The 20539-nt window shown below is 70.5% G+C and carries 20 protein-coding genes; 7 read left to right on the top strand and 13 right to left on the bottom strand.

Annotation, left to right across the window (positions count from 1 at the left end; translation table 11 throughout):
- Positions 1-19: 19 nt before the first annotated feature.
- Positions 20-1633, bottom strand: a complete 1614-nt coding sequence (gene rho, locus JYK02_RS02455; RefSeq protein WP_207048228.1) for a transcription termination factor Rho — start codon at positions 1631-1633, stop codon at positions 20-22.
- Positions 1634-2129: 496 nt separating this feature from the next.
- Between rho and ligA the strand changes: the two genes are divergently transcribed.
- The 6 genes from ligA (at position 2130) to JYK02_RS02425 (ending at position 10474) form a co-directional block, all read left to right on the top strand.
- A complete protein-coding gene (gene ligA / locus JYK02_RS02450) occupies positions 2130-4154 on the top strand; it encodes an NAD-dependent DNA ligase LigA (protein ID WP_207048227.1) in 2025 nt (674 codons plus the stop codon).
- 10 nt (positions 4155-4164) lie between these two features.
- Positions 4165-4452: an acylphosphatase gene (locus JYK02_RS02445; protein ID WP_207048226.1), complete on the top strand. Its 288-nt coding sequence runs from the start codon at positions 4165-4167 to the stop codon at positions 4450-4452.
- Positions 4449-4892 carry a DUF3052 family protein gene (locus tag JYK02_RS02440; protein ID WP_207048225.1) on the top strand — a complete coding sequence of 148 codons (444 nt, stop codon included), beginning with the start codon at positions 4449-4451 and terminating at the stop codon, positions 4890-4892. The genes JYK02_RS02445 and JYK02_RS02440 overlap by 4 nt, the downstream gene beginning before the upstream one ends.
- A gap of 575 nt (positions 4893-5467) precedes the next feature.
- On the top strand, positions 5468-8257 hold the full coding sequence (locus JYK02_RS02435; protein WP_207048224.1) for an Rne/Rng family ribonuclease: 2790 nt from the start codon (positions 5468-5470) through the stop codon (positions 8255-8257).
- Between the two features lie 376 nt (positions 8258-8633).
- A complete protein-coding gene (locus tag JYK02_RS02430) occupies positions 8634-9998 on the top strand; it encodes a YhjD/YihY/BrkB family envelope integrity protein (protein ID WP_207048665.1) in 1365 nt (454 codons plus the stop codon).
- 125 nt (positions 9999-10123) lie between these two features.
- Positions 10124-10474 (top strand): HU family DNA-binding protein, encoded by a 351-nt coding sequence (locus JYK02_RS02425; RefSeq protein ID WP_043321998.1) that lies wholly within the window; start codon positions 10124-10126, stop codon positions 10472-10474.
- Between the two features lie 3 nt (positions 10475-10477).
- Here JYK02_RS02425 and JYK02_RS02420 read toward each other — a convergent pair whose 3' ends face one another.
- From JYK02_RS02420 to JYK02_RS02370, 11 genes are all read right to left on the bottom strand, one after another.
- Complete coding sequence (locus JYK02_RS02420; RefSeq protein WP_207048664.1) at positions 10478-12553, bottom strand: flagellar biosynthesis protein FlhA; 2076 nt, start codon at positions 12551-12553, stop codon at positions 10478-10480.
- On the bottom strand, positions 12553-13599 hold the full coding sequence (locus JYK02_RS02415) for an EscU/YscU/HrcU family type III secretion system export apparatus switch protein (RefSeq protein ID WP_207048223.1): 1047 nt from the start codon (positions 13597-13599) through the stop codon (positions 12553-12555). The genes JYK02_RS02420 and JYK02_RS02415 overlap by 1 nt, the downstream gene beginning before the upstream one ends.
- The gene (locus JYK02_RS02410) at positions 13596-14390 is read right to left on the bottom strand and encodes a flagellar biosynthetic protein FliR (protein ID WP_207048222.1); all 795 of its coding nucleotides are present in this window, start codon (positions 14388-14390) and stop codon (positions 13596-13598) included. The genes JYK02_RS02415 and JYK02_RS02410 overlap by 4 nt, the downstream gene beginning before the upstream one ends.
- Entirely contained in the window at positions 14387-14656 is a 270-nt protein-coding gene (locus JYK02_RS02405) for a flagellar biosynthetic protein FliQ (RefSeq protein WP_207048221.1), read from the bottom strand. The genes JYK02_RS02410 and JYK02_RS02405 overlap by 4 nt, the downstream gene beginning before the upstream one ends.
- Positions 14657-14660: 4 nt before the next feature.
- Positions 14661-15386 (bottom strand): type III secretion system export apparatus subunit SctR, encoded by a 726-nt coding sequence (gene sctR / locus JYK02_RS02400; RefSeq protein ID WP_207048220.1) that lies wholly within the window; start codon positions 15384-15386, stop codon positions 14661-14663.
- Positions 15383-15874, bottom strand: coding sequence for a hypothetical protein (locus tag JYK02_RS02395; RefSeq protein ID WP_207048219.1), 492 nt, complete (start codon positions 15872-15874; stop codon positions 15383-15385). Before JYK02_RS02395 ends, sctR begins: the two co-directional genes overlap by 4 nt.
- Positions 15871-17022: a type III secretion system cytoplasmic ring protein SctQ gene (sctQ, locus tag JYK02_RS02390; RefSeq protein WP_207048218.1), complete on the bottom strand. Its 1152-nt coding sequence runs from the start codon at positions 17020-17022 to the stop codon at positions 15871-15873. The genes JYK02_RS02395 and sctQ overlap by 4 nt, the downstream gene beginning before the upstream one ends.
- A gap of 132 nt (positions 17023-17154) precedes the next feature.
- The gene (locus JYK02_RS02385) at positions 17155-17601 is read right to left on the bottom strand and encodes a hypothetical protein (protein ID WP_242588296.1); all 447 of its coding nucleotides are present in this window, start codon (positions 17599-17601) and stop codon (positions 17155-17157) included.
- A 40-nt stretch (positions 17602-17641) separates the two neighbouring features.
- On the bottom strand, positions 17642-18466 hold the full coding sequence (locus JYK02_RS02380) for a flagellar M-ring protein FliF (protein WP_207048216.1): 825 nt from the start codon (positions 18464-18466) through the stop codon (positions 17642-17644).
- Between the two features lie 15 nt (positions 18467-18481).
- Positions 18482-18952, bottom strand: a complete 471-nt coding sequence (locus JYK02_RS02375; RefSeq protein WP_207048215.1) for an ATP-dependent helicase HrpB — start codon at positions 18950-18952, stop codon at positions 18482-18484.
- Positions 18953-18964: 12 nt separating this feature from the next.
- Positions 18965-19450, bottom strand: a complete 486-nt coding sequence (locus JYK02_RS02370) for a hypothetical protein (protein WP_207048214.1) — start codon at positions 19448-19450, stop codon at positions 18965-18967.
- Between the two features lie 227 nt (positions 19451-19677).
- Here JYK02_RS02370 and JYK02_RS02365 point away from each other — a divergent pair, with 227 nt between their 5' ends.
- Complete coding sequence (locus JYK02_RS02365; RefSeq protein ID WP_120523302.1) at positions 19678-20010, top strand: PilZ domain-containing protein; 333 nt, start codon at positions 19678-19680, stop codon at positions 20008-20010.
- A gap of 17 nt (positions 20011-20027) precedes the next feature.
- Here JYK02_RS02365 and JYK02_RS02360 read toward each other — a convergent pair whose 3' ends face one another.
- Entirely contained in the window at positions 20028-20429 is a 402-nt protein-coding gene (locus tag JYK02_RS02360; protein WP_207048213.1) for a response regulator, read from the bottom strand.
- Positions 20430-20539: the final 110 nt, after the last annotated feature.

The raw sequence follows: 20539 nt of genomic DNA, 5'->3' as shown, positions 1-20539 counted from the left end.
CTCCTTGGGCCGGAGGGGACTACCGGTTCATCGAGCCCAGGAACTCCGTGTTCGCCGCCGTCGGACGCATGTGCTTGAGCACGAACTCCATCGCGTCGATGGGCGTGAACGGGTGGAGCACCTGGCGCAACGCCGTAATACGCACCAGGTCCGCCTGAGACAAGAGGAGCTCCTCCTTGCGGGTGCCGGATTTGTTGATGTCGAGCGTTGGGAAGATGCGCTTCTCCATCAACTTCCGGTCCAGGACGATTTCGGAGTTACCCGTGCCCTTGAACTCTTCGAAAATCACTTCATCCATGCGGCTGCCGGTGTCAATGAGCGCCGTGCCGATGATGGTGAGGCTGCCGCCCTCCTCGATGTTGCGGGCCGCGCCGAAGAAGCGCTTGGGCTTGTGGAGCGCGTTGGCGTCCACGCCGCCGGAGAGGATCTTGCCGGACGCCGGCACCACCGTGTTGTAGGCGCGCGCCAGACGGGTGATGGAGTCCAGCAGGATGCAGACGTCGTACTTCTGCTCGACCAGGCGCTTGGCCTTGTCGATGACCATCTCCGCCACCTGCACGTGGCGCGTGGCGGGCTCGTCGAAGGTGGAGGACACCACCTCGCCGCGCACGCTGCGCTCCATGTCCGTCACTTCCTCCGGGCGCTCGTCCACGAGCAGCACGATGAGGTAGACGTCCGGGTGGTTGCGGCTGATGGCGTGCGCGATGTTCTGCAGCAGCACCGTCTTGCCGGCCTTCGGGGGCGCCACGATGAGGCAGCGCTGGCCCAGGCCGATGGGGCAGAACATGTCGATGATGCGCGTGGTCATCTCCGACGACTCGTGCTCCAGCTTGAGCTTGCGCGTCGGATAGAGCGGCGTGAGGTTGTCGAACAGGATGCGCTCGCGCGCCGCGTCCGACATGGGGTCCGCGAAGTTGACCTTGTCCACCTTCTGCAGCGCGAAGAAGCGCTCGCCCTCGCGGGGCTGGCGGATGGGGCCCGTCACCGTGTCGCCGGGCCGCAGGTTGAAGCGGCGCACCTGCGACGGCGACACGTAGATGTCGTCCGGGGACGGCTGGTAGTCGCTGTCCGCGCTGCGCAGGAAGCCGAAGCCGTCGCTGAGCAGCTCCAGCACGCCCTCCGCGTGGACCTCGAAGCGCTTGTCGGCGATGCCGCCCAGCAGCGCGAAGATGAGGTCCTGCTTCTTCAGTCCCTGGTAGCCCTCGATGCCCGTGTCGTGGGCCATCTTCGCCAGGTCGACGATCTTCATCCGCTTCAGGTCATTGAGCTTGATGACCTGCATCGGGGTGCCGTCGCGCTCGACCTCCGTGATGGCGGGGGCCTCGGTGGGCTCCTGCGGGGCGGCCGGAGCGGCCTCCTCGGCGGGCGCCTCCTCCGTGCCGCGCAGCTCCTGGAGCTCGTCGTCGCGCACCGGACGGGAGATGGGCGTGAGCACCGGACGGGGCGCCTCCGCGGCGACCTCGGGGGCCTCGGCCTCCTCGGCGGGAGCCTCTTCCCGACGGGCGGGCGCACGGCGGGACCGGGGCGCGGGCTTCTCCGCCTCCTTCGCCGCCGCGCGCTTACGGCGGGGCTTCTCCTCCGCGGTGAACTCGGGCTCGACTACCTTTTCTCGGGGGGAACGGGCTTTGGCCATGACGGTCTGCAGACGGAAGAAGGGGGGAATCGCCCGAAGGCTCGGGCAGGCTGTACGCGGGACGGCGGTCCGTCCGCGCGGCGCTCGGAAGCACCTTCCAGGGGGGCAGCACCACCCAAGTCCTTGGGAACGGACCGGAGGGCGCGTGGGCCTGTGGTTGGGAAGAGAGGCGCCGGGGGAACCCCTGCGCCTGGAATCGCGCTGGAAACTATTGACCGCCCCCAGAGCTGTCAAGGCATCCGTGCCTGGCTCTGTCCCGTTTTTCAGGGGGTTGCACTGGAGGGCGGTATCCCACCAACAGGGAATCCGCTATGTATCTGAAATTCGGGCCTAACGGGGCGGCAACACTGCCTCCCTGGCGTGCAACACGCGTCCCCGGGTTCCCCTTCCCGTGTGGCCAGGCAGGCCTGTCAGGTGGGGCCGGTAGAGTGGTGCTCCTCCAACGCGGGGCGTGCGCAACTGGCCGCGCCCTTGAATTGGGGTAAGGACACACCCCGTGGACACCTTCCCGAAAGCCGAAGCCCGCGCCCGAGCGCTCCGTCAGGAGCTGGCCCACCACAACCACCGCTACTACGTGCTGGACGCGCCGGAGATCAGCGACGCGCAATACGACACGTTGATGCGGGAGCTCCAGGCGCTGGAGGAGAAGTACCCCCAGCTCGTGACGCCGGACTCGCCCACCCAGCGCGTGGGTGGCGCGGCGGTGGAGGACTTCGGGCAGGTGGTGCACACCACCCAGATGCTGTCCCTGGCGAACATCTTCGATGACGCCGGGCTCGTGGAGTTCGACGAGCGCGTCCGCAAGCTGACGGGCCTGCCGAGGGTGGACTACGTGTGCGAGCCCAAGCTGGACGGCCTGGCCATCTCGCTGCGCTTCGAGGGCGGCCGCTTCATCCAGGGCGCCACGCGCGGCGACGGCACCACCGGCGAGGACGTCACGGCCAACCTGCGCACCATCAAGAGCCTGCCCCTGGAGCTGTTCCCCCAGGACGGCGTGAAGGTGCCCAAGCGGCTGGAGGTGCGCGGCGAGGTCTTCATCCGCAAGGAGGACTTCCGCAAGCTCAACGAGAAGCGCGAGGAGGAGGGCGAGTCGCTCTTCGCCAACCCGCGCAACGCCGCCGCGGGCAGCCTGCGCCAGCTGGACCCGAAGGAGACCGCGGCCCGGCCCCTGTCCGTCTACCTCTACGAGTGCGTGCCCGGCGACGGCGTGCCCGCCTTCAAGAGCCACATCGAGAAGCTGGAGTACCTAAAGACGCTGGGCCTGCCCATCAACCGCTACGAGCGCGCGGAAGGGGCCGACGGGGTACGCCAGCGCTACGACGAGTCCCTGAAGGGCCGCCACGCCCTGCCCTTCGAAGTGGACGGCATGGTGGTGAAGGTGGACGACGAGGACCTGCGCCGCCGCCTGGGCCAGGTGTCCAAGAGCCCCCGCTGGGCCGTGGCCTACAAGTTCCCGCCGGAGGAGGAGTCCACCACGGTGGACGACATCGGCATCCAGGTGGGCCGCACGGGCGCGCTCACGCCGGTGGCGCACCTGAAGCCGGTGAAGGTGGGCGGCGTGACGGTGTCGCGCGCCACGCTGCACAATGAAGACGAGATGCGCCGCAAGGACGTGCGCCGGGGCGACACCGTCTTCGTGCGCCGCGCGGGCGACGTGATTCCGGAGATCGTCTCCGTGGTGCTGTCCAAGCGCCCGGAGGACTCCCAGCCCTTCAGCTTCCCCACCCACTGTCCGGTGTGCGGCGCGGTGGCGGCCAAGGACGAGGACGGCGCCATCATCCGCTGCACGGGCGCGTCCTGCCCCGCGCAGCTGGTGGAGAAGGTGCGCCACTTCGCCAGCCGCCTCGCGCTGGACATCGAAGGTCTGGGCGACAAGCTGGCCACGCAGCTGGTCACGTCCGGGCAGGTGAAGGCGTTCGCGGACGTGTACGCGCTCACCCGGGACTCGCTGCTCAAGCTGGAGCGCATGGGGGAGAAGAGCGCGGACAACCTGCTGGCCTCCATCGAGGGCAGCAAGGCCACCACCCAGCGCCGCTTCCTGTATTCGCTGGGCATCCGCCACGTGGGCGACTCCACGGCGCGCGCCCTGGCGGAGGCCTTCCCGGACGTGAGGACGCTCTTCACGGCCACCCTGGAGGACATCAGCCGGGTGAAGGACGTGGGCCCGGTGATGGCGCAGGTCATCCACACCTTCTTCCAGGAACCCCAGAACCAGGCCGCCATCCAGGCCCTGCTGGACGCGGGAGTCCAGCCGGCGCCCCCGGCGGTCGCCACGGGCGGCCCCTTCGTGGGCAAGACGGTGGTGCTCACCGGCACCATGGCGGGGCTGGCGCGCGAGCAGGCCAAGGAGGAAATCGAGCGGCGCGGAGGTAAGGTCTCTGGAAGTGTCTCGCGCAAGACCGATTTCGTCGTCGCGGGCGAGGACGCGGGCAGCAAGCTGAAGAAGGCACAGGAACTCGGGGTAAGAATCCTGGATGAGCAGGCGTTCCTGAAGCTGCTAGAAGGGGACGCAAGAGCATGAGGCCAGAGGCATGAGCACGCAGCGCCGGGTGACCCTGCGCATCCAGGGCACGGTCCAGGGCGTCTCCTACCGGGAGAGCGCCCGCCAGGAGGCGCTGCGGCTTGGCCTGTCAGGCTGGGTGCGCAACCGGAGCGACGGCTCCGTGGAGGCCACGGTGGAAGGCGAACCGGGCGCGCTGGAAGACTTCATCCGCTGGTGTCACTCAGGTCCCCGCATGGCACGCGTCACGGACGTGGCGCGCTCCGACGGCGGGGCCACTGGCGAGTTCCGCACCTTCACCGTGGAGCGCACATCATGACGCCCTACGCCCTGGCTTCCCTGCCGTCCATGCTGGGCATCCGGTCCGGCACCAAGGTCTCCGTCATCAACCCCCCGCGGGGCTTCGTACAGAAGCTCAACCCGCTGCCGGACGGCGTGGAGTTCCTCGTCACGGCGCAGACGGGGCTGGACGTCATCCTCTTCTTCACCTCCGACGCCACGGAGCTGGTGCAGCGGCTGCCCGCGCTGTCGCGCGCCACCACCCTCAACGGCGGCATCTGGGTCTGCTGGCCCGCCGGCGAGGGCGTGAAGACGCGCCTGTCCGAGGACTTCGTGCGCCAGGCGGCGCTCGACATCGGCCTGGTGGACAACAAGATCTGCATCATCGACGAGACCTGGACGGGCCTCAGGCTGGTGCGCCGTCCGCGCGGCAAGCTGGACAAGCCCGAGGGGCGCAAGCAGGCCCCCGCCCAGGCCTGAACGTCCGTTTCCGAGCGCCCGGGGACCCGCCGGGCGGGCCCGCCCTCCATCTGCCCGACAGTGGATGAACGGGCGCATCGGGCCTTTACACACCTGGAGGGGCGTGGAAAACTCTCCGTGTTTCTGGGCGGTTGTGTGACGCCCCGCGTTGGCGGGACATCAGGCCCAGGCTGGAATTTCGACGGGTTGCGCTTCCGGTTTCCTCCGGATGCCCCTGCTGCTCCGGGGCCCCCAGACGCCCCCCCAAGGTGACCCACATGAAGGGCACCGACCGGGTGTGGAAGAGGGGGCGGACGGCACGGGCGTGGTGGAGGCCTCGAGCGCGTGAAGAGAAGCAGCCCCGCCCGGCACGGTGCCGGTCGCAATGCGGGGCGACGTGAACTCGGAGGAGCAGGCGGCGATGTCCTCGGCCCCCACCCAGGTGATGCGTTCTCCCTCCGGGTCTTCCGGATGGCGTGCACACGCCGGGGGGCCTCTGGCCGCCTCCCCCATCGCAGCGTGCTCGGAGGTGTGGCGTCTCGCCGCCTCCCGTCCGGTGAGGTCCCCCCTACCGCGCGCGCTACCAGGATTCATCCATGAGCAGTGTGCTCGTCATCAACGCCGCGGGTCGGGAGACCCGGGTGGCGCTCGTCGAGGGCGGCCATATCGCGGAGTTCTACCTCGAGCGTAAGAAGGACAAGGGCGTCGTCGGAAACATCTACAAGGGGCGCGTCGTCCGGGTCCTCCCGGGCATGCAGGCGGCCTTTGTCGACATCGGGTTGGAGAAGGCCGCCTTCCTGTATGTCAGCGACGTCGTCTACGACCCGGACTTCGCCCGCGCCCAGTTCGAGCTGACCGAGGGCGAGCACGAGGACGCCCCGGAGGTCCCCACCGAGTCCGAGGCCGATGCCGTGGAGCTCGCGGCCGCCACGGTCCCGGACACCAAGCACGCCCTGCCCGCGGGCACGGAAGCGTCCCCGGCCCACCCGGAGCCGGTGCTGGCCCATGACGGCGCGCTGGCCCTGGACGTCCAGGCCCAGGCGGCCGCCCCTGAAGCTGCCGAGGCCGTGAAGCCGGCCCCGGAAGCCGCCCCGGCCCCGGTGGAGGCCCAGGCTTCGACCGGGTCCCACGAGCCCGCGCAGGCCGCCGAGCCCGTGGCCGCCGTGGAGGCCCCGGCCGAGGGCGCCGCGCCGGAGTCCGAGGTCGCGGTGTCCACCGCCGCCGTGGCGGTGCCGCTGACGGAGAACGGCACGCCCTTCGAGGAGCACGCCGCGGCGGTGCAGGAGACGCCCGCGGAGAGCGCCACCGTCGCCGCCCTCGCCGAGTCCGGCGCGGTGCCCGTGACGGACGGCGCCGCCGAGCCGCCGCCGCACGCGGCCGCCCTGGGTGAGCTCATCCCCTCCCCCGCCCCCGAGTCCGCGCGTCCCGCCGAGGTGTCCGGCGAGCGCCGCACGCCGCGTGAGGCGCGCGAGGCCCGCGAGCCGCGCAACCGGGAGGGCCGCGAGAAGGACAAGGACAAGCGCCGCCAGGAGCAGCCCCGCCGCGAGAAGCGCGACGAGGAGAAGGAGAAGCCCAAGCAGCGCAAGACGGACAAGATTGAAGACCTGCTGAAGGTCGGCCAGGAGGTGGTGGTCCAGATTTCCAAGGACCCCATCGGCACGAAGGGCGCGCGGCTCACGTCGCACATCTCCATCCCGGGCCGTCACCTGGTGTTCATGCCCACGGTGGACCACGTGGGCATCAGCCGCCGCATCTCCAACGAGAAGGAGCGCCGCCGGCTGCGTGAAATCGTGGACCGGCTGCGGCCGCCCGGCACGGGCTTCATCGTGCGCACGGTGGCGGAGAACGTTCCCCAGGAGAAGCTGGAGAGCGACATCCGGTTCCTCATCGAGGTGTGGAACCAGGTGGTGCGCCGCAACGAGAAGCGCGGCGGACCGGGCCTGCTGCACCCGGACCTGGACCTCATCCTGCGCGCCACGCGCGACCTGTTCGCCCACGACGTGGAGAAGCTCGTCGTGGACGACGCGGAGGAGTACGAGCGCATCCAGGGCTTCGTCACCGCGCAGGACCCGGCCCTGCGCGACCGCGTGGTGCTGCACGAAACGGACGAGCCCGTCTTCGACGCCTACGGCATCGAGCAGGAGCTGCAGCGCGCCACCCAGCGCAAGGTGTGGCTGAAGAGCGGCGGCTACCTGATCATCGACCAGGCGGAGGCGCTCACCGCCATCGACGTCAACTCGGGCCGCTACGTCGGCAAGAAGAGCCTCGAGGAGACCATCACCAAGATCAACGTCGAGGCGGCAAAGGAGATCGTCTACCAGCTCCGGCTGCGCAACATCGGCGGCATCATCATCTGCGACTTCATCGACATGGAGAAGGCGCAGAACCGCGACAAGGTCTTCAAGTCGCTGCAGGAAGCGCTGGGCCGCGACAAGGCCAAGACGAACGTGCTGCGCATTTCCGAGCTGGGCCTGGTGGAGATGACGCGCAAGCGCGTGCGCGAGTCCATTGGCCGCGTGCTGCACGAGGACTGCCCGTACTGCGACGGCAAGGGCTTCGTGAAGACGGCCACCACGGTCGCGTATGAAATCTTCCGGGAGATCCGCCGCGAGGCGCCGGGCTACAAGGACTCCACGCTGGTCATCAACTGCAACGCGGAGGTCGCGCGGCTCCTGCAGGGCGAGGAGCGCAACGAGCTGCGGCACCTGATGGACCGCTACAACAAGTCCATCCAGGTGAAGGCGCAGCAGAACTACCACCGCGAGCAGTACGACATCTACGGCCGGTCGGCCACGGGCCCCGAGCACAAGGTGGCCTCGTCGCCGGGCTCCGGTGACGGCGAGCTGGCGATGCAGCAGCGCCGTCCGGACAGCAACTACGGCGGCCGTCAGGACCAGGGCCGTCGCGGCGGCGGCCGGGACCGCGACCGTAGCGAGCGCGGCGGCGGTGAGAACCGGGGCGGCGGCGAGAACCGGGGCGGCGGCGAGCGCGGCGGTGAGGGCCGTGGCGGTGAGCGCGGCGGCGGAGACCGTCGCGAGGGCCGGCGTCCCGAGCGTGGCGAGCGCGGCGGTGACCGCAACCGGGGTGGTGACCGCGAGCGTCGCGGCGGTGAGGGCCGTGGCGGTGAGAACCGTGGCGAGCGCGGCGGCGGTGAGAACCGCGGTGGCGAGAACCGTGGCGGCGGTGAGCGCGGAGGCGGCGAGCACCGCGGCGGCGAGCGTGGGGAGCGGCCCGAGCGCGGCGAGCGCGGAGGCGGTTCCGGTGGTGGCAACAACGGCGGCAGCGGCTCTGGCGGGGGCAGCACGGGTGTCGGTGGAGGCAGCTCGGCGCCTGCGGCATCCGGCGGGGGCTCCTCGGAGCCGTCCGGCGGGGGCAGCGAAGCCTGAACCCCTGATTCCGGTTCGTGAGTGACAGCGAAGGCCCGGTGGGTGCACACCCCGCCGGGCCTTCTGCATTGGAGCGAGCGCAAGCCGTCTTCCCGCATGGTGAGCAGCCAGGCGGACGAGGGTCGTGCGTGTGCTGACAACGTCCGCTGGGGAGGGGTGGGCGGGCTGGTTCGCCGGGGCCGAGTTTGGCTACGGTGGCGCTTCCACACCGGGGATGTCGTCCACGCCCCGGCCCATTTGAATCGCCAGGGATGAACCGCTTGCCTTCGCGCCTCCGCACGTTGCTGGACTCCCGCGACCTGGCTGCACCGGGATGGCTGCGCACCAGGAGGAAGCCTTGAAGCTCCGGAAGCTCTCCCGGCGCTTCCGGCGTCCCCTGGTCCGTGCGCGGGCCTGGGCGCTCCAGACCGCGGCCCGCGTGTGGGCGCCCATCGGGGCCACGTCAGCGGGCCGCTTCGCGGCGGACATCTTTTTCGCGGGCCGCACCGTGGCGCGCGGCTTCATGGGCGAGAACCTGCGCCTGCGCGCCGCCGCGCTCACGTACATCAGCATGTTCTCGCTGGTGCCGCTGCTGACCGTGGGCATCGTGCTGCTGCGCACGCTCCACCAGGAGCAGTTCCAGCGGAAGCTGCGCTTCGTCATCTCCGAAGTGCTGGCACCGGGAGTCAGCGAGGAGTCCGCCGCCCTGCTCGACCGCTTCCTGCACCCGGGCGACTCCATCGCGGTGGGCAGCGTGGGCTTCCTCGCGGTGCTGCTGTCGGCGGGCTCGCTGCTGCGCCACATCGACGGCGCGGTGAACGAGCTGTGGGGCATCCGGCGCCAGCGCCCGTGGCTGACGCGCCTGTCCATCTACGCGGGGCTGCTGCTGCTGGGCCCCATCTTCCTGGCCATCTCCTTCTCGGGCACGGGCCGCGTCCGCGTGCTCCTGCAGACCTACGCGCCCTCCGCGCCGTTCTTCATCGGGGTGGGCACCATGCTCATCGCCATGGGCAGCCTGACGCTGCTGTACCTCTGGACGCCCTACGCCCACGTGCGCGTGCGCTCGGCGCTGGCGGGTGGACTGGTGGCGGGCCTGGGCTGGATGGTGGCGAAGCAGGTGTACGCCGAGTTCGCCGCGCGCAGCTTCCTCTACAACCCGCTCTACGCGTCGCTGGGCGCCCTGCCCCTGTTCCTCGCCTGGGTGTACGTGAGCTGGCTGGTGATGCTCTTCGGCGCCCGGCTGTCCTACGCGGTGGAGCACGTCTCCTTCCGGGGCTCCCTCTTCGCCTTCGGCAGCCACCCGCGCGCGCACGAGCTGGTGGGCGCGCGCGTCGCCCAGGACGTCACCCTGTGCTGGGTGGATGGGCTCACGCCTCCCCTGCCGCGCGAGCTGGCCACGCGGCTGCGCGTGCCGGAGTCGCTGGTGCACGAAGTGGTGGACCGGATGGTGGAAGCCCGCCTGCTGGAGCGGGCGCGACGGGGCGGCCTGCGCCCGGCGAAGGACCCCGCGGAGCTCACGCTCGCCGACCTCACGCTCGCGGTGCACGGGGTGATGATCACCGGGGGCCCCGAAACCTGGACGGGCCCCAAGGCCCCGGGCTTCGAACAGTTCGAGCCCCTGTTCCAGGCGGCCGACTGTGCCGGGGTCGACCTGCTGCGCCGCACCCGGTGGCTGGACCTCGTGACACCGCTGCGCCCGGGGCTGCTCGCCCCGCCCGCCCCCGAGGCCCCCAAGGCAGCGGTCGGTGGCGGAAATCCGTAACGTTTTTAGAGGGTTGGGAGCCCACCCGGCTTGCAAGGAGGAGGTGTTCTGTTATGTATTCGGGACTCGACCACGGGCCAGAGAGCCCTGTCACCAAGGGGTCACGGGGTTTGCGGGAGCGTCCGATGCTCAAGTCCGATCTGATCAACATCCTCGTCGCCAAACGAGGCGTGACCCAGAAGCAGGCGGAGGCGACCATCGAGACGATTTTCGAGTCGATGAAGGACGCCCTCTGCCGCGGGGAGAACATCGAGATCCGCGGGCTTGGCGCCTTCCACGTGAAGAACTACCAGGGCTACCAGGGCCGCAACCCGAAGACGGGCCAGGTCATCCCGGTGAAGCCCAAGCGCGGCCTGCTCTTCCGCACCGGCAAGGAGCTGCGGGACCGGGTCAACCGCCCCGCGCCGCTGCAGGCCCAGTCGGACCTGCCGCCCTCCTCCGAGTTCAAGGGCAGCAGCGGCACCGGCACCCTCTAGGCCTCACCGCCCCACGGCGACCGGCGCCAGCCGGCCGATGGGGCGAATCTGCAGGTCCCCGTCCAGCTCGCCGTAGGTTAGCACCGCCACGTCCGGGAACGGGCCCTCGCACAGCTTGCGCAGCGGGCGGCGGATGTCCGGGGCCGTGAGCAGCACCGCCCGGCCCCCGTTGGCGATCTGCCGCACCCCTTCCAATATCTCCATGATGCGCTCCGGCTCCGGCGTGGGCCCTCGGGGGCCGCTGGCGCGCAGCACCTCCTCCACCTCCGGATCCACGAGGTACGCGTACAGCGGGCCCGTGGGCGCGAACTGGTGGCTCAGGTAGCGGTGCAGGGCCTGACGGCAGCGCTCGGCCAGGGCGGTAGCGTCGCCTTCGGTGGTGGGCGCCACGAGCGCCTCCAGGATGGCCCGCAGGTCCCGGATGCTCACCTGCTCCTGCACGAGCCGCCGCAGCACGTCCACCAGCAGCGGCAGCGGCACCTTCTGCAGTGCTTCCTTCACCAGCACGGGAGATTGGGCCTCCAGCCCTTCCAGCAGCCCCTGCACCTCCTGGAGCCCCAGCAGCGCGGAGGCGCGCAGGCGCAGCACGGCCCGCAGGTGGTCCGCGATGAGCTCCGACGGCTTGCGCAGCGGCACCTGGGCCAGCTCCAGCCGGGAGCGGGCCCCCTCCCCCACCCGGCTGATGGGCCGTCCGCTGGCGGGCTCCACCGACGCCTCCGCCTGGACCTCCAGGAAGGCCAGCTCGCCGGGAGGAACGAGCGCGTACAGGGCCCCGGGCTGCACCACGCCGCCACCGGCGGGCACTTCGTCCAGGAGGATGCGGTACTCGCCGGGCCCCAGGTAGGCGGCGTGGGTCCGCACCCGGATGCCGGGGATGCGCACGCCCAGCTCGAAGAACAGCTCGTCACGCACGGCGTTCAGCACCGTGTGCACGAAGGCGCCTCCCTCCGCCTCCGCGAGCGGCGTGAGCTGCGCGGACAGGTCCAGCGTGAGGGGCGTCACGCCGACCGGGGCCTTCGCGCTCTCGGGAGGCTTGCCCGCGGCTCCGGCCGGCACCGCGGCTCCGGTGGACCCTCCGTCCTTCACCTGCGGCTTCTCCGGCGTCTGTCCCTTGCGCCGCAGCGCATGGCCGAGCCCTCCGAGGCCCGCCGCCAGGACGAGGAAGGTCAGGTGCGGCATGCCCGGCATCAAGGCCAGCGCGACGCACAGGCCCGCGACGGTGGTCAGCGTGCGGAAGTCGCCGAAGAACTGGGAGCCAATCTCCGTCCCGAGCGAGTCCTCTTCCTTCTCCGAGGCCACCCGCGTGACGACGAGGCCCGCGGCCACCGCGATGCACAGCGAGGGCACCTGGGACACGAGCCCGTCACCGATGGCGATGAGGGCGAAGGTGGCGGCGGCCTCGGAGAACGACTGGCCGTTCTGCAACACGCCGATGAGGGTGCCGCCGAGCAGGTTCACCGCGACGATGACGAGGCCCGCGACGACGTCGCCCTTCACGAACTTCATCGCGCCGTCCATGGCGCCGAACATCTGGGACTCGCGCTCCAGGTCGCGCCGTCGCCGCCGGGCCACCGTCTGGTCGATGGCGCCCGCGCGCAGGTCCGCGTCGATGGACATCTGCTTGCCAGGCATCGCGTCCAGCGTGAAGCGGGCGGACACCTCCGCGACCCGCTCGGCGCCCTTGGTCACCACCAGCAACTGCACCAGCGTGAGGATGGCGAACACCACCGCGCCCACGACGTAGTCGCCTCGCACCACGAACTCGCCGAAGGCCTGGATGACCTCGCCCGCGTGGCCCTCCGAGAGCGCCAGCCGTGTGGACGACACGTTGAGCGACAGCCGGAACAGCGTGGTGAAGAGCAGCAGCGTGGGGAACGACGTCACCCGCAGCGCGTCCCTCGCGTTCAGCGCCGCGACCAGGAGCGCCACCGCCGCGGCCAGGTTCACCGCGAGCCCCACGTCGAGGAGCCACGCGGGCAGCGGGATGATGAGCGCTCCAAGCACCGCCGCCATCGCCACCGCGAGCACGACGTCCGAGGACTGGCGGGCCTTCAGCAAGACCTTCATGAGTGCGGGCATCACGTCTGGCTCCGTGGACGGTCGTCCGGCTCGCGCAGTTCCATCGCGGTCCGCAGCACGACGGCCGCCGCCTGGTACAGCTCCTCGGGAATGGACTCTCCGACGTCGAAGTGGATGAGGCTGCGGGCCAGCGGCACGTCCCGGAGCACGGGGATGCCCTGCCTGCGCGCCTCTTCCTTGAGGGCGAGCGCGTCCTGTTCGCGGCCCTTGGCCACGAGGTAGGGCGCGTCGCATTCGCCCGCGTCGTAGCGGAGCGCGACCGCGATGTGCGTGGGGTTGACGATCACAGCGGTGGCCTTCTGCACTCCACGTGCCGGACCGCCCTGCGCCAGTTGGCGATGCAGGGCCTTCCGCTGCCCCTTGTGTCGCGGGTCGCCCTCGCTCTCCTTGTGCTCCCGCTTGATTTCCTCCCGGGACATCATCAGCTCGCGCCGATGCCTGCGCCGGGCGAGCGCGTAGTCCACGGCGCCGCACCCCAGCACCACCCACGCCAGTCGCGTCACCAGCGCCGCCAGCCGGCCGACCAGGAACTCCAGTCCCCGGGTTCCATCGAGCCACGCGGCACGCAAGGCATCAGGGCCGACCGTCTCCACCTCATCCCAGACAATGAGGGCCAGCAGTGCCGCCACGAGTAGCGCCTTGCCCATCTCGATCAGGGGCCGGACGCTGAAGAGGCGCTTGAGGCCGTCGGCAGGGTTGATCCGCTCGAGCTTCGGCGCGACATGGCGAGCGTCCAGTTCGAAGCCCACCGTGGCGACGGAGACCGCCAGCGATGCCACCAGTGCTCCGCCCAATGCGGGACCGCACAGCCACGCGGCAATCCAGGCCCCCTCCTCCCAGGCTCCCGCGAAGGTCTGCTCCAGCATCAACCGCGCGGTCCAGTCCCTCAGCCGCGCGAAGCCCTCGGGTGCGAACGCGATGAAGCCCAACAGCCCGCCCAGCGTTGTCGCGCTGGAGGACAACATCCGGCTGCGAGGAAGCTGCCCCTTGCGCCGCGCCTCCCGCAGCCGTTTCGCGGTGGGCTGCTCCGTCTTCTCGCCGCTCATCGAGAGACCTCGCCCAGCAGCGCCAGCGCACCCTCGCTCGAGGCCACGCCCGCGAGCAGCCGCTCACACAGCAGCCCCACGCCCAACCACAGCAACGCTCCGCCCCCGAGGATGCGCAGGGGAGCCCCCAGCTCCTGGAGATTCACCTGTGCCGCCGCACGGGAGGCCATTCCCAGGAAGCAATCCACCACGAGCGACGCAGCGGCCACAGGCGCGCCCACCGCGAGCCCCGTGGCCATGGCACCGCCCACCATCACCACCACGTGCAGGGCAGAGGCCTCCGTGGGCACGAAGGCTCCCAGCCGAACCACGCCGAAGCCTCGCAGCAGGGCCGAGAGGACCACCGGGAACAACGCTCCCGAGACCACCCTCGCCACCAGCAGGTTGTACAGCGCGTCTCCCGTGGCCGACTCACGGCTTCCCGCCAGCGGCAGGCTCGCTTCCGCGGAGGTGCCTCGGAACAGGTCGATGAAGCGGCCTCCCATCCTTGCCGCATCGAAGGGCAACGCGGACACGAGCCCCACGGAAACACCGTAGGCCAGCTCGCGCACCACGAGCGCCGCCATCACCACCGGCGTCTCCACCGTTCCGATGAACTCCACGCCTGCTTCGACGTGCAGGAAGAGCGACAGCGCGAGCACCAGCCCCAGGCGGACCGTCGTGGGCGCGGCCTGGCCGCCCAGCAACGGGCAGAGGAACGCGATGGGCACGAGCCGGGCCGCGCACAGCGCCACCGCGACCAGGTGCGGCCCCAGGGTGATGAGTTGTTCGCCCAGGAGGTCCGGATTCACAGCGCCACCTCCGCGATGAGCAGAAGGACTTGCTGGGTGAAGCGCGTGAGCTGACCCGCGATCCATGGACCCGCGAGCACCAGGGACAGCACCGCCGCGCACAGCTTGGGCACCACCGACAGCGTGCTCTCCTGCAACTGCGTCGTGGCCTGGAAGAGGCTCATCAGGAAGCCCACCAGCAGGCTCGCGCCAATGGGCGGCAGTGAGGCGACCACCATCAACAGCAGGGCTTCACGCCCCAGGGTGAGCAGGACGTCCTGGTTCACGGTGTCACCGGTAGCCGAGGATGAGTCCCCGCGCGAGCAGGGCCCAACCATCCACGGCGACGAAGAGGAGGATCTTGAAGGGCAGGCTCACCTGTCCCGGCGACAGCGTCTGCATGCCCAGCGCGAGCAACACGTTGGCGACGACCATGTCGAGCACCAGGAAGGGCAGGAAGACGATGAAGCCAATCTGGAAGGCTTCCTTCAGCTCGGTGATGACGAAGGCCGGGATGACGACGAACAGGTCCGTCTCACTCACCTGCTCCGCCTCCTCTGGAGGACGTAGCTCGCGGGCCAGGTCCACGAAGCGGGCCCGTTCCTCAGGACTGCCGTGCTTCGTGAGGAATCCGCGCAGAGGCTCCGTGATCTGCTTCGCGGCGGAGAGGACCTGCGCTCCGGAGTGCACCTCGTCGTACGCCGCCTGTCCCGCGTCGTACATGCGCTCCATCACTGGCGCCATGATGTGCCCCGTCAGCACCACCGCGAGCCCTGTCAGCACCACCGTCGGCGGTGCCTGCTGCGTGCCCATCGCAGAGCGGGCCAGGGAGAGCACCACGGCGATCTTCGAGAAGCTCGTCAGCATCAGCACCGCGAACGGCAGCAGCGCCAGGAGCGCGAGCATCCCCATCATCGCCAGCGGGCTGCCGGCATAGGAGGCCTGTGCCAGCGATGGCTCCGCGGCGAGCGCGACCGCGGGAAGGAACACACCGCATCCCAATCCGAGGGCCTTCATCCCCCACCCCGCTTCCGGGAAGCACCACACGTGACCTGGGGCTGTCTCGCGCGGGGGAAGAGCACCGTCGGCTCCAGGTCCAGGTTCACCCGAGGCTTCACCGGGGTCCTGGACAGGGCTCCGGGCTGGACCGCCATGGCGCGGGTCTCATGGATCTCCGCGAACGTGTCGCCGTAGGCCACGAGGTAGCGCCGCCCCTCCGCCTCCACGAGCGCGAGGCCACAGCGCTGAGAGAGCCCCTTCCGGGAGACGATGGTCAGGGGTTCCGGAGCAGAGGCATCGCCACTTCCCGCCGCGTCTCCCTTGCGAAGCAGAACCCAGCCGAGCCCCGCCACGGCCATGGAGCCGACGAGCAGGCGTGAGGTGCCCACCAGCGACAGACCTCCCAGTGGCGCGAGCGTCGCCAACCCGACCAGCAGGGCCGACGCGAGCAGCAGGCGGCCGCGTGGAGAGAAGGACGACAGCAACGTGTTCATCGGGGCGCTCACGGCAGCAACGCCAGGATGCGGGCGCCCACTTCGCCTTCGATCTCCACCAACTCCGCACGCGCGACCACCCGGTCGCCCACGCGCAGCAGCACGGGGCTGCTCGCGTTCACGTGCAGGGGCAGCAAGGTCCCCGGCTTCAGCGTCGCCAGCTCAGACAAGGGCAACAGCAACCGCGTCAGCTCGATCTCCACATCCACCGGGAGCGGCGGCATCGCCTCGCTCCGCTTGTTCGTCGCCATGTCCGACTCCTGTCGGGCCGCGTGCGAGTGCACGCTCCCTGTCGAAAAACCGTCCGCGAGAAACTCTCCCCGGAGCGCGAAGCCCCGGGTGATCAGCTGTCCCGTCCCCTCGACGCGGCCTTCGCGGAGGCGCACGCCCTCGAAGAGCACGACGTCCCCCGCGGACAGCGCATCCACGGCCGAGGCCTGCAACGGGCTGCGTCCCACGAGGCAGCGCGCGGACACCGATGCCGCCAGCACCTGGGGCGCGACGGCGCCCGCGGGCTCCACGGGCAGTTCCTGAAACGCGGTCTGCACGGCACGGGCGGGCAGGAGCACCCGGCCTCCCACCGTCGCGTCCTCCACCGTTGCCGTCAGCAACACCGCGACATAGGGCTGTCTCGGGTCGACTCGCGTCAGCACGTCACTGCGCCGCATCGACACCGCGGACAATCGCGGTCCCAGCCTTCGCACCCATTCACCCTGCCCGCGCATCGCGGCCAGGGCGGACAGCAGCAGGTACACCAGCGTGGACTCTTCCAGCCGGGTCAGCTCCGTCACGGGGGATGGCCGCAGTCCCGCCCCCGCCAGCTTCGCCAGCGCCGCGAAGACCCACGGCATCTCCAGTTCCACGATGGCGGTGCCGCCCACCGCGGACAGCTCCACCAGCGCGAACACCATGCCCACTGCCAGGTCACGCTCCGGCTGGACCGCCGCCGGCACCAGGTGCCCCTCCACCTGCACCGTCGCACTCAAGTCCCGTGACAGCGCCGCGCCCACGTCGCGCAGGAGCTCCGCACCCCATCTCCCCACCTGGGGCCGCTGTCCCAGCACCAGGTGGGCCCGCGTCAGCCGGCGCGCTCCTGGACGGAACGGCCGCGTGGGCTTCTTCGCGGCGCTGGGAGTTCTGATGGGACTCGTCGTTTGCATCCGGCACTCCGGGACGGCGATGGACACACGTCCCCTGTGCATGGCCATGGCCAGGGGGCCTGCTCGTGGAATCAGGGTGTTGGCGGGAGGGGGATGTCCGTCATCGGGATGGCCCTCCACGCCCCAAGACGCTCAGCGCAGGGCTTCGCGGATGCGCCGCTCCGCCAGGGCGGTCAGGCCCGGTGCGGCCTCCTCCCGTGATGCGGTCGTCTCCCATTGGGGAAACCGGCTCCGGTGATACGGCGGAAGTCCGCGCAGGGCCTCCTGGCGCAAGACTTCGGGGGCCGACTCCAGGAAGAGGGCCAACCGGTTCGCGGCGTCCGCCCGCTCGCCGAACTCCACCGACACCTTGGCCTGCCGCTGTGCGGAAGGCATGGCGGCGAAGCGCTCCAGATGCCGCAGCGCCCTTCCCGCTTCCGCGTCCACCAGACCGCCCAGCAACTCCGCTGCACGCTCCCTTGACAGGACGCAGACGACCAGCGCGATGCGCTCCAGGGGCAGCGACAGCGCGGGCAGCGTGACGTCCGCCACCGCGGCCTGGGGTGCCTCCTTGCGCGATGGCAGGAGCTTCCTGGCCATGCGCATCGCCCGTCCCACGCGTGTGGCTTCCATGGCGTGCTCAGGCCAGCTTGCGCGTGGAGCCCGGAGTCACCACCGGCCGCGCGGGCGTGGGCGGCGCAGGCGGAGCAGGCGGCGCCACCGGAGGCTGTTCCGCGAGCGCCTGGTAATGCCTCCAGCGCAGCGTCGTCCACACGAGCGCGCCGGACAGTCCCGTCACCAGCACCTCCAGCAGGGCAAGTACCCACCGCAGCCGCAGGGGCACGGGTGCTCCCTTCGGGGGCGGCGCCTCCACGTGCGTCGTCACCTCATCCACCAGCAGCGACACCGCCTCCGGGGACAGCCCCTCCACGCCTCCCGCGATGAGCTCGCGCAGCGTGTCCGCTGACTTGCGCACGCGCGTCGCGCCGCCGGGCGCCGCACGCAACATGGCCGAGGCCTTCGAGGGTGCCGCGGCCTGACCGGGCCTGGGCGGAGGTGGAACCACCAGGTGCACCCGCGCCAGCAGCACGCCGTCCACCGTCTGGAGCGTCTTCTCCAGCTCGCGCTCCATTCCCCGGACACGGCAGACCTGCTCCTCCAGCGGCGAGCGCACGAGCCCGCTCCCGCCGAACACGTCACAGCCCGTCTCCGCGGCGAGCCTCGGCAGGCCCAGCTCCGCCAGGATGCGCACCGCGTCCGAGGACTGCGCGTCCGACACCTCGATGGCCCAGGTGGGTTTCTTGCCCGGCTCGGGCACCTTGCGCGCGTCGAGCCCCCGCTCGACGAGCACCGTCTGCAGCTCGTTGGCCTGACGCTCATCAAGGCCGTGCTGGATACGCTCCCGGCACGCGGAGGCGCCCAGGAGGAGGAGGAAACACAGACAACGAAGGGGAGCGGAACGCATGGAAGGAAGGACTCCTCACACCTGGGTCTGGAGGACCTGCTTGACTCCGCCAGTGGCCTTCTCGACGACCTTGCCGGCGAGATCGAGCTCCTGGCTGGCGCGGTAGACGTGGGCCTGGAGCGCGAGCAACTCCGAGGGACTGAACGTGCGGCCGGACTCGGCGAGCTTCAGGATGTGGTCCAGCCGCTGCTGCGCCTGCCCCACCCGGTCCAGCACCTCCACCGCCTGCTGACTCCGTGCTGCGTGGACCGAATCCACGCGAGCGCCCGGCTTCACCTCCGCGCAGCCCGCCCTCGCCCGCTCCGTTCCGGCAGTGGCCTCGGTGGGCGTTCGCACCGGCTTCGGCGGCCCCTCCGTCGTCACCGGCACGGGACGCGACGCGGGCTCGCGCACGCCCTCCAGCACCTTGCCGAAGGTCTCCCTGCCGGACTCCACCGCGGGCGAAGGGCCCGCTCCGCCCACGGCTCCCAACTTGTCGATGGCCATCGCGAACGCGCCTCAGCGGATGTTGTTGATGGCGGCCTTCGCCGAGTCGTGGCGGACCTTCATGATGTTGGAGATGGCGTTGTGCTCGCGGCTCTCCTTCTGCATCTCGTTCTGGAGCGAGAGGTAGGCCACGTTGAACTTCTGGCCGTCCGCGGCCATCAGCTTCTGCGCCTCCAGCAGGTCCCACGCCTCCCCCTTCCCCGTTGCCGCGGCCCCCGTCCCCGCCGTGCTCGCGCGCGCGGACATCGCGGAGGCACCACCCGTCGCGGGCACCGACGACACCGCCTCGGCCGGCACCGCCGCGGACACCGTGCCGGCCAGCGAGGACACCACCGCGCTGGAGATGGCACCCGACGGCAGCATGCCGCCCACGAGCCCCGCTCCCGTGCGCACCACCTCGCGCGCCGCTCGCGCCAACGTGGGGCCGAACTCCGTCTTCGGCGTCTGGCGCTCGATGGACGGGGCGATGCTCAACGACGGGATGCGACGGTCTTCCAAGGGGTGCCTCCGGCAGGGATTCGCCGGGGCTGCCTTCCACCGTCCGTGCCAGGGCCCAACCCCTTGAAACGACAGAGGCGCGCTCCACTGCCTCCGCGTCAGGCGTCCCGGGTGGGCTCGCGCCGGGTCCACGGCACGGGACGGCAAAGCAAAACCCGAAAACTTGCCTCCGCGCCAACCTGCTTCACAGTTGTCGCGTCCTGTCGCACTTGAAGGTGAGCACTCCGATGATGACCCCCTCCAACGGCCCCCGTCCGAACGAGCGCGAGCGCTACCACCCGCGCGTCGAAGCGCGTCTCCAGGTGAAGGTGCTCCTGTCGGGCCGCACCGTGACGGCGCAGGCGCGCGACATCTCCATGAACGGCCTGTTCCTCCAGGCCCACCCGGCGGACTCGCAGCGCGCGCTCACCATCGCCCTGCCGCTGCCGGGCGACCGCGAGCTCGTCACCATGTGCACCATCCGCCGCCGGGAAGTGGACGGCGTCGCGCTGGAGTTCGGCGAGCTGGACTGGGACGACCTCATCGCCCTGGCCCGCTTCCTCCATCCGCACCTGCCGTAAGGCCTACCGGTGGAGCGTCACTCCGCGGCCGTGCGGGCCGTGCGCAGGCGCTCCACCAGGTCCATCAGCTCCGCGCCCCGGAAGGGCTTGTGGATGTAGCCGTCCGCGCCCGCCTGCGTCGCGCTCTCCACGTCCGCCTTCTTCGCCTTCGCGGTGAGCATGTAGAGCGGCACCTTCGCCGTGACGGGGTCGCTCTTCAGGATGCGGCACACGGAGACGCCGTCCAGCTGCGGCAGCACCACGTCCATCAGGATGAGGTGGAAGGTGCGGTCGCGGGCCAGCTTCAGGCCTTCAATACCATTGGCCGCGCAGACCACGTCCACCGCGCCGTCGCTCAACATGGAGCGCACCAGCTCGCGGATGACGGGCTCGTCCTCGACGAGGAGGATGTGGAAGGGTGCCTGCGCGTTGCCAGCCATGGTTCCTCGGGGCCCCTCGTAGGCCATTGCCCAGGCCGCGTCCAGCGAAGCGACGCCTCCCGGCCGCCCCTCTGTACGAAAGCGGTCCACCGCCGGTTTTCCGCGCGGGC

The sequence above is a fragment of the Corallococcus macrosporus genome (genome assembly GCF_017302985.1).
Taxonomy (GTDB): Bacteria; Myxococcota; Myxococcia; order Myxococcales; family Myxococcaceae; genus Corallococcus; species Corallococcus macrosporus_A.
Note: the sequence above shows the minus strand (reverse complement) of the source record. Positions and strands in the feature narration are given on the sequence as shown.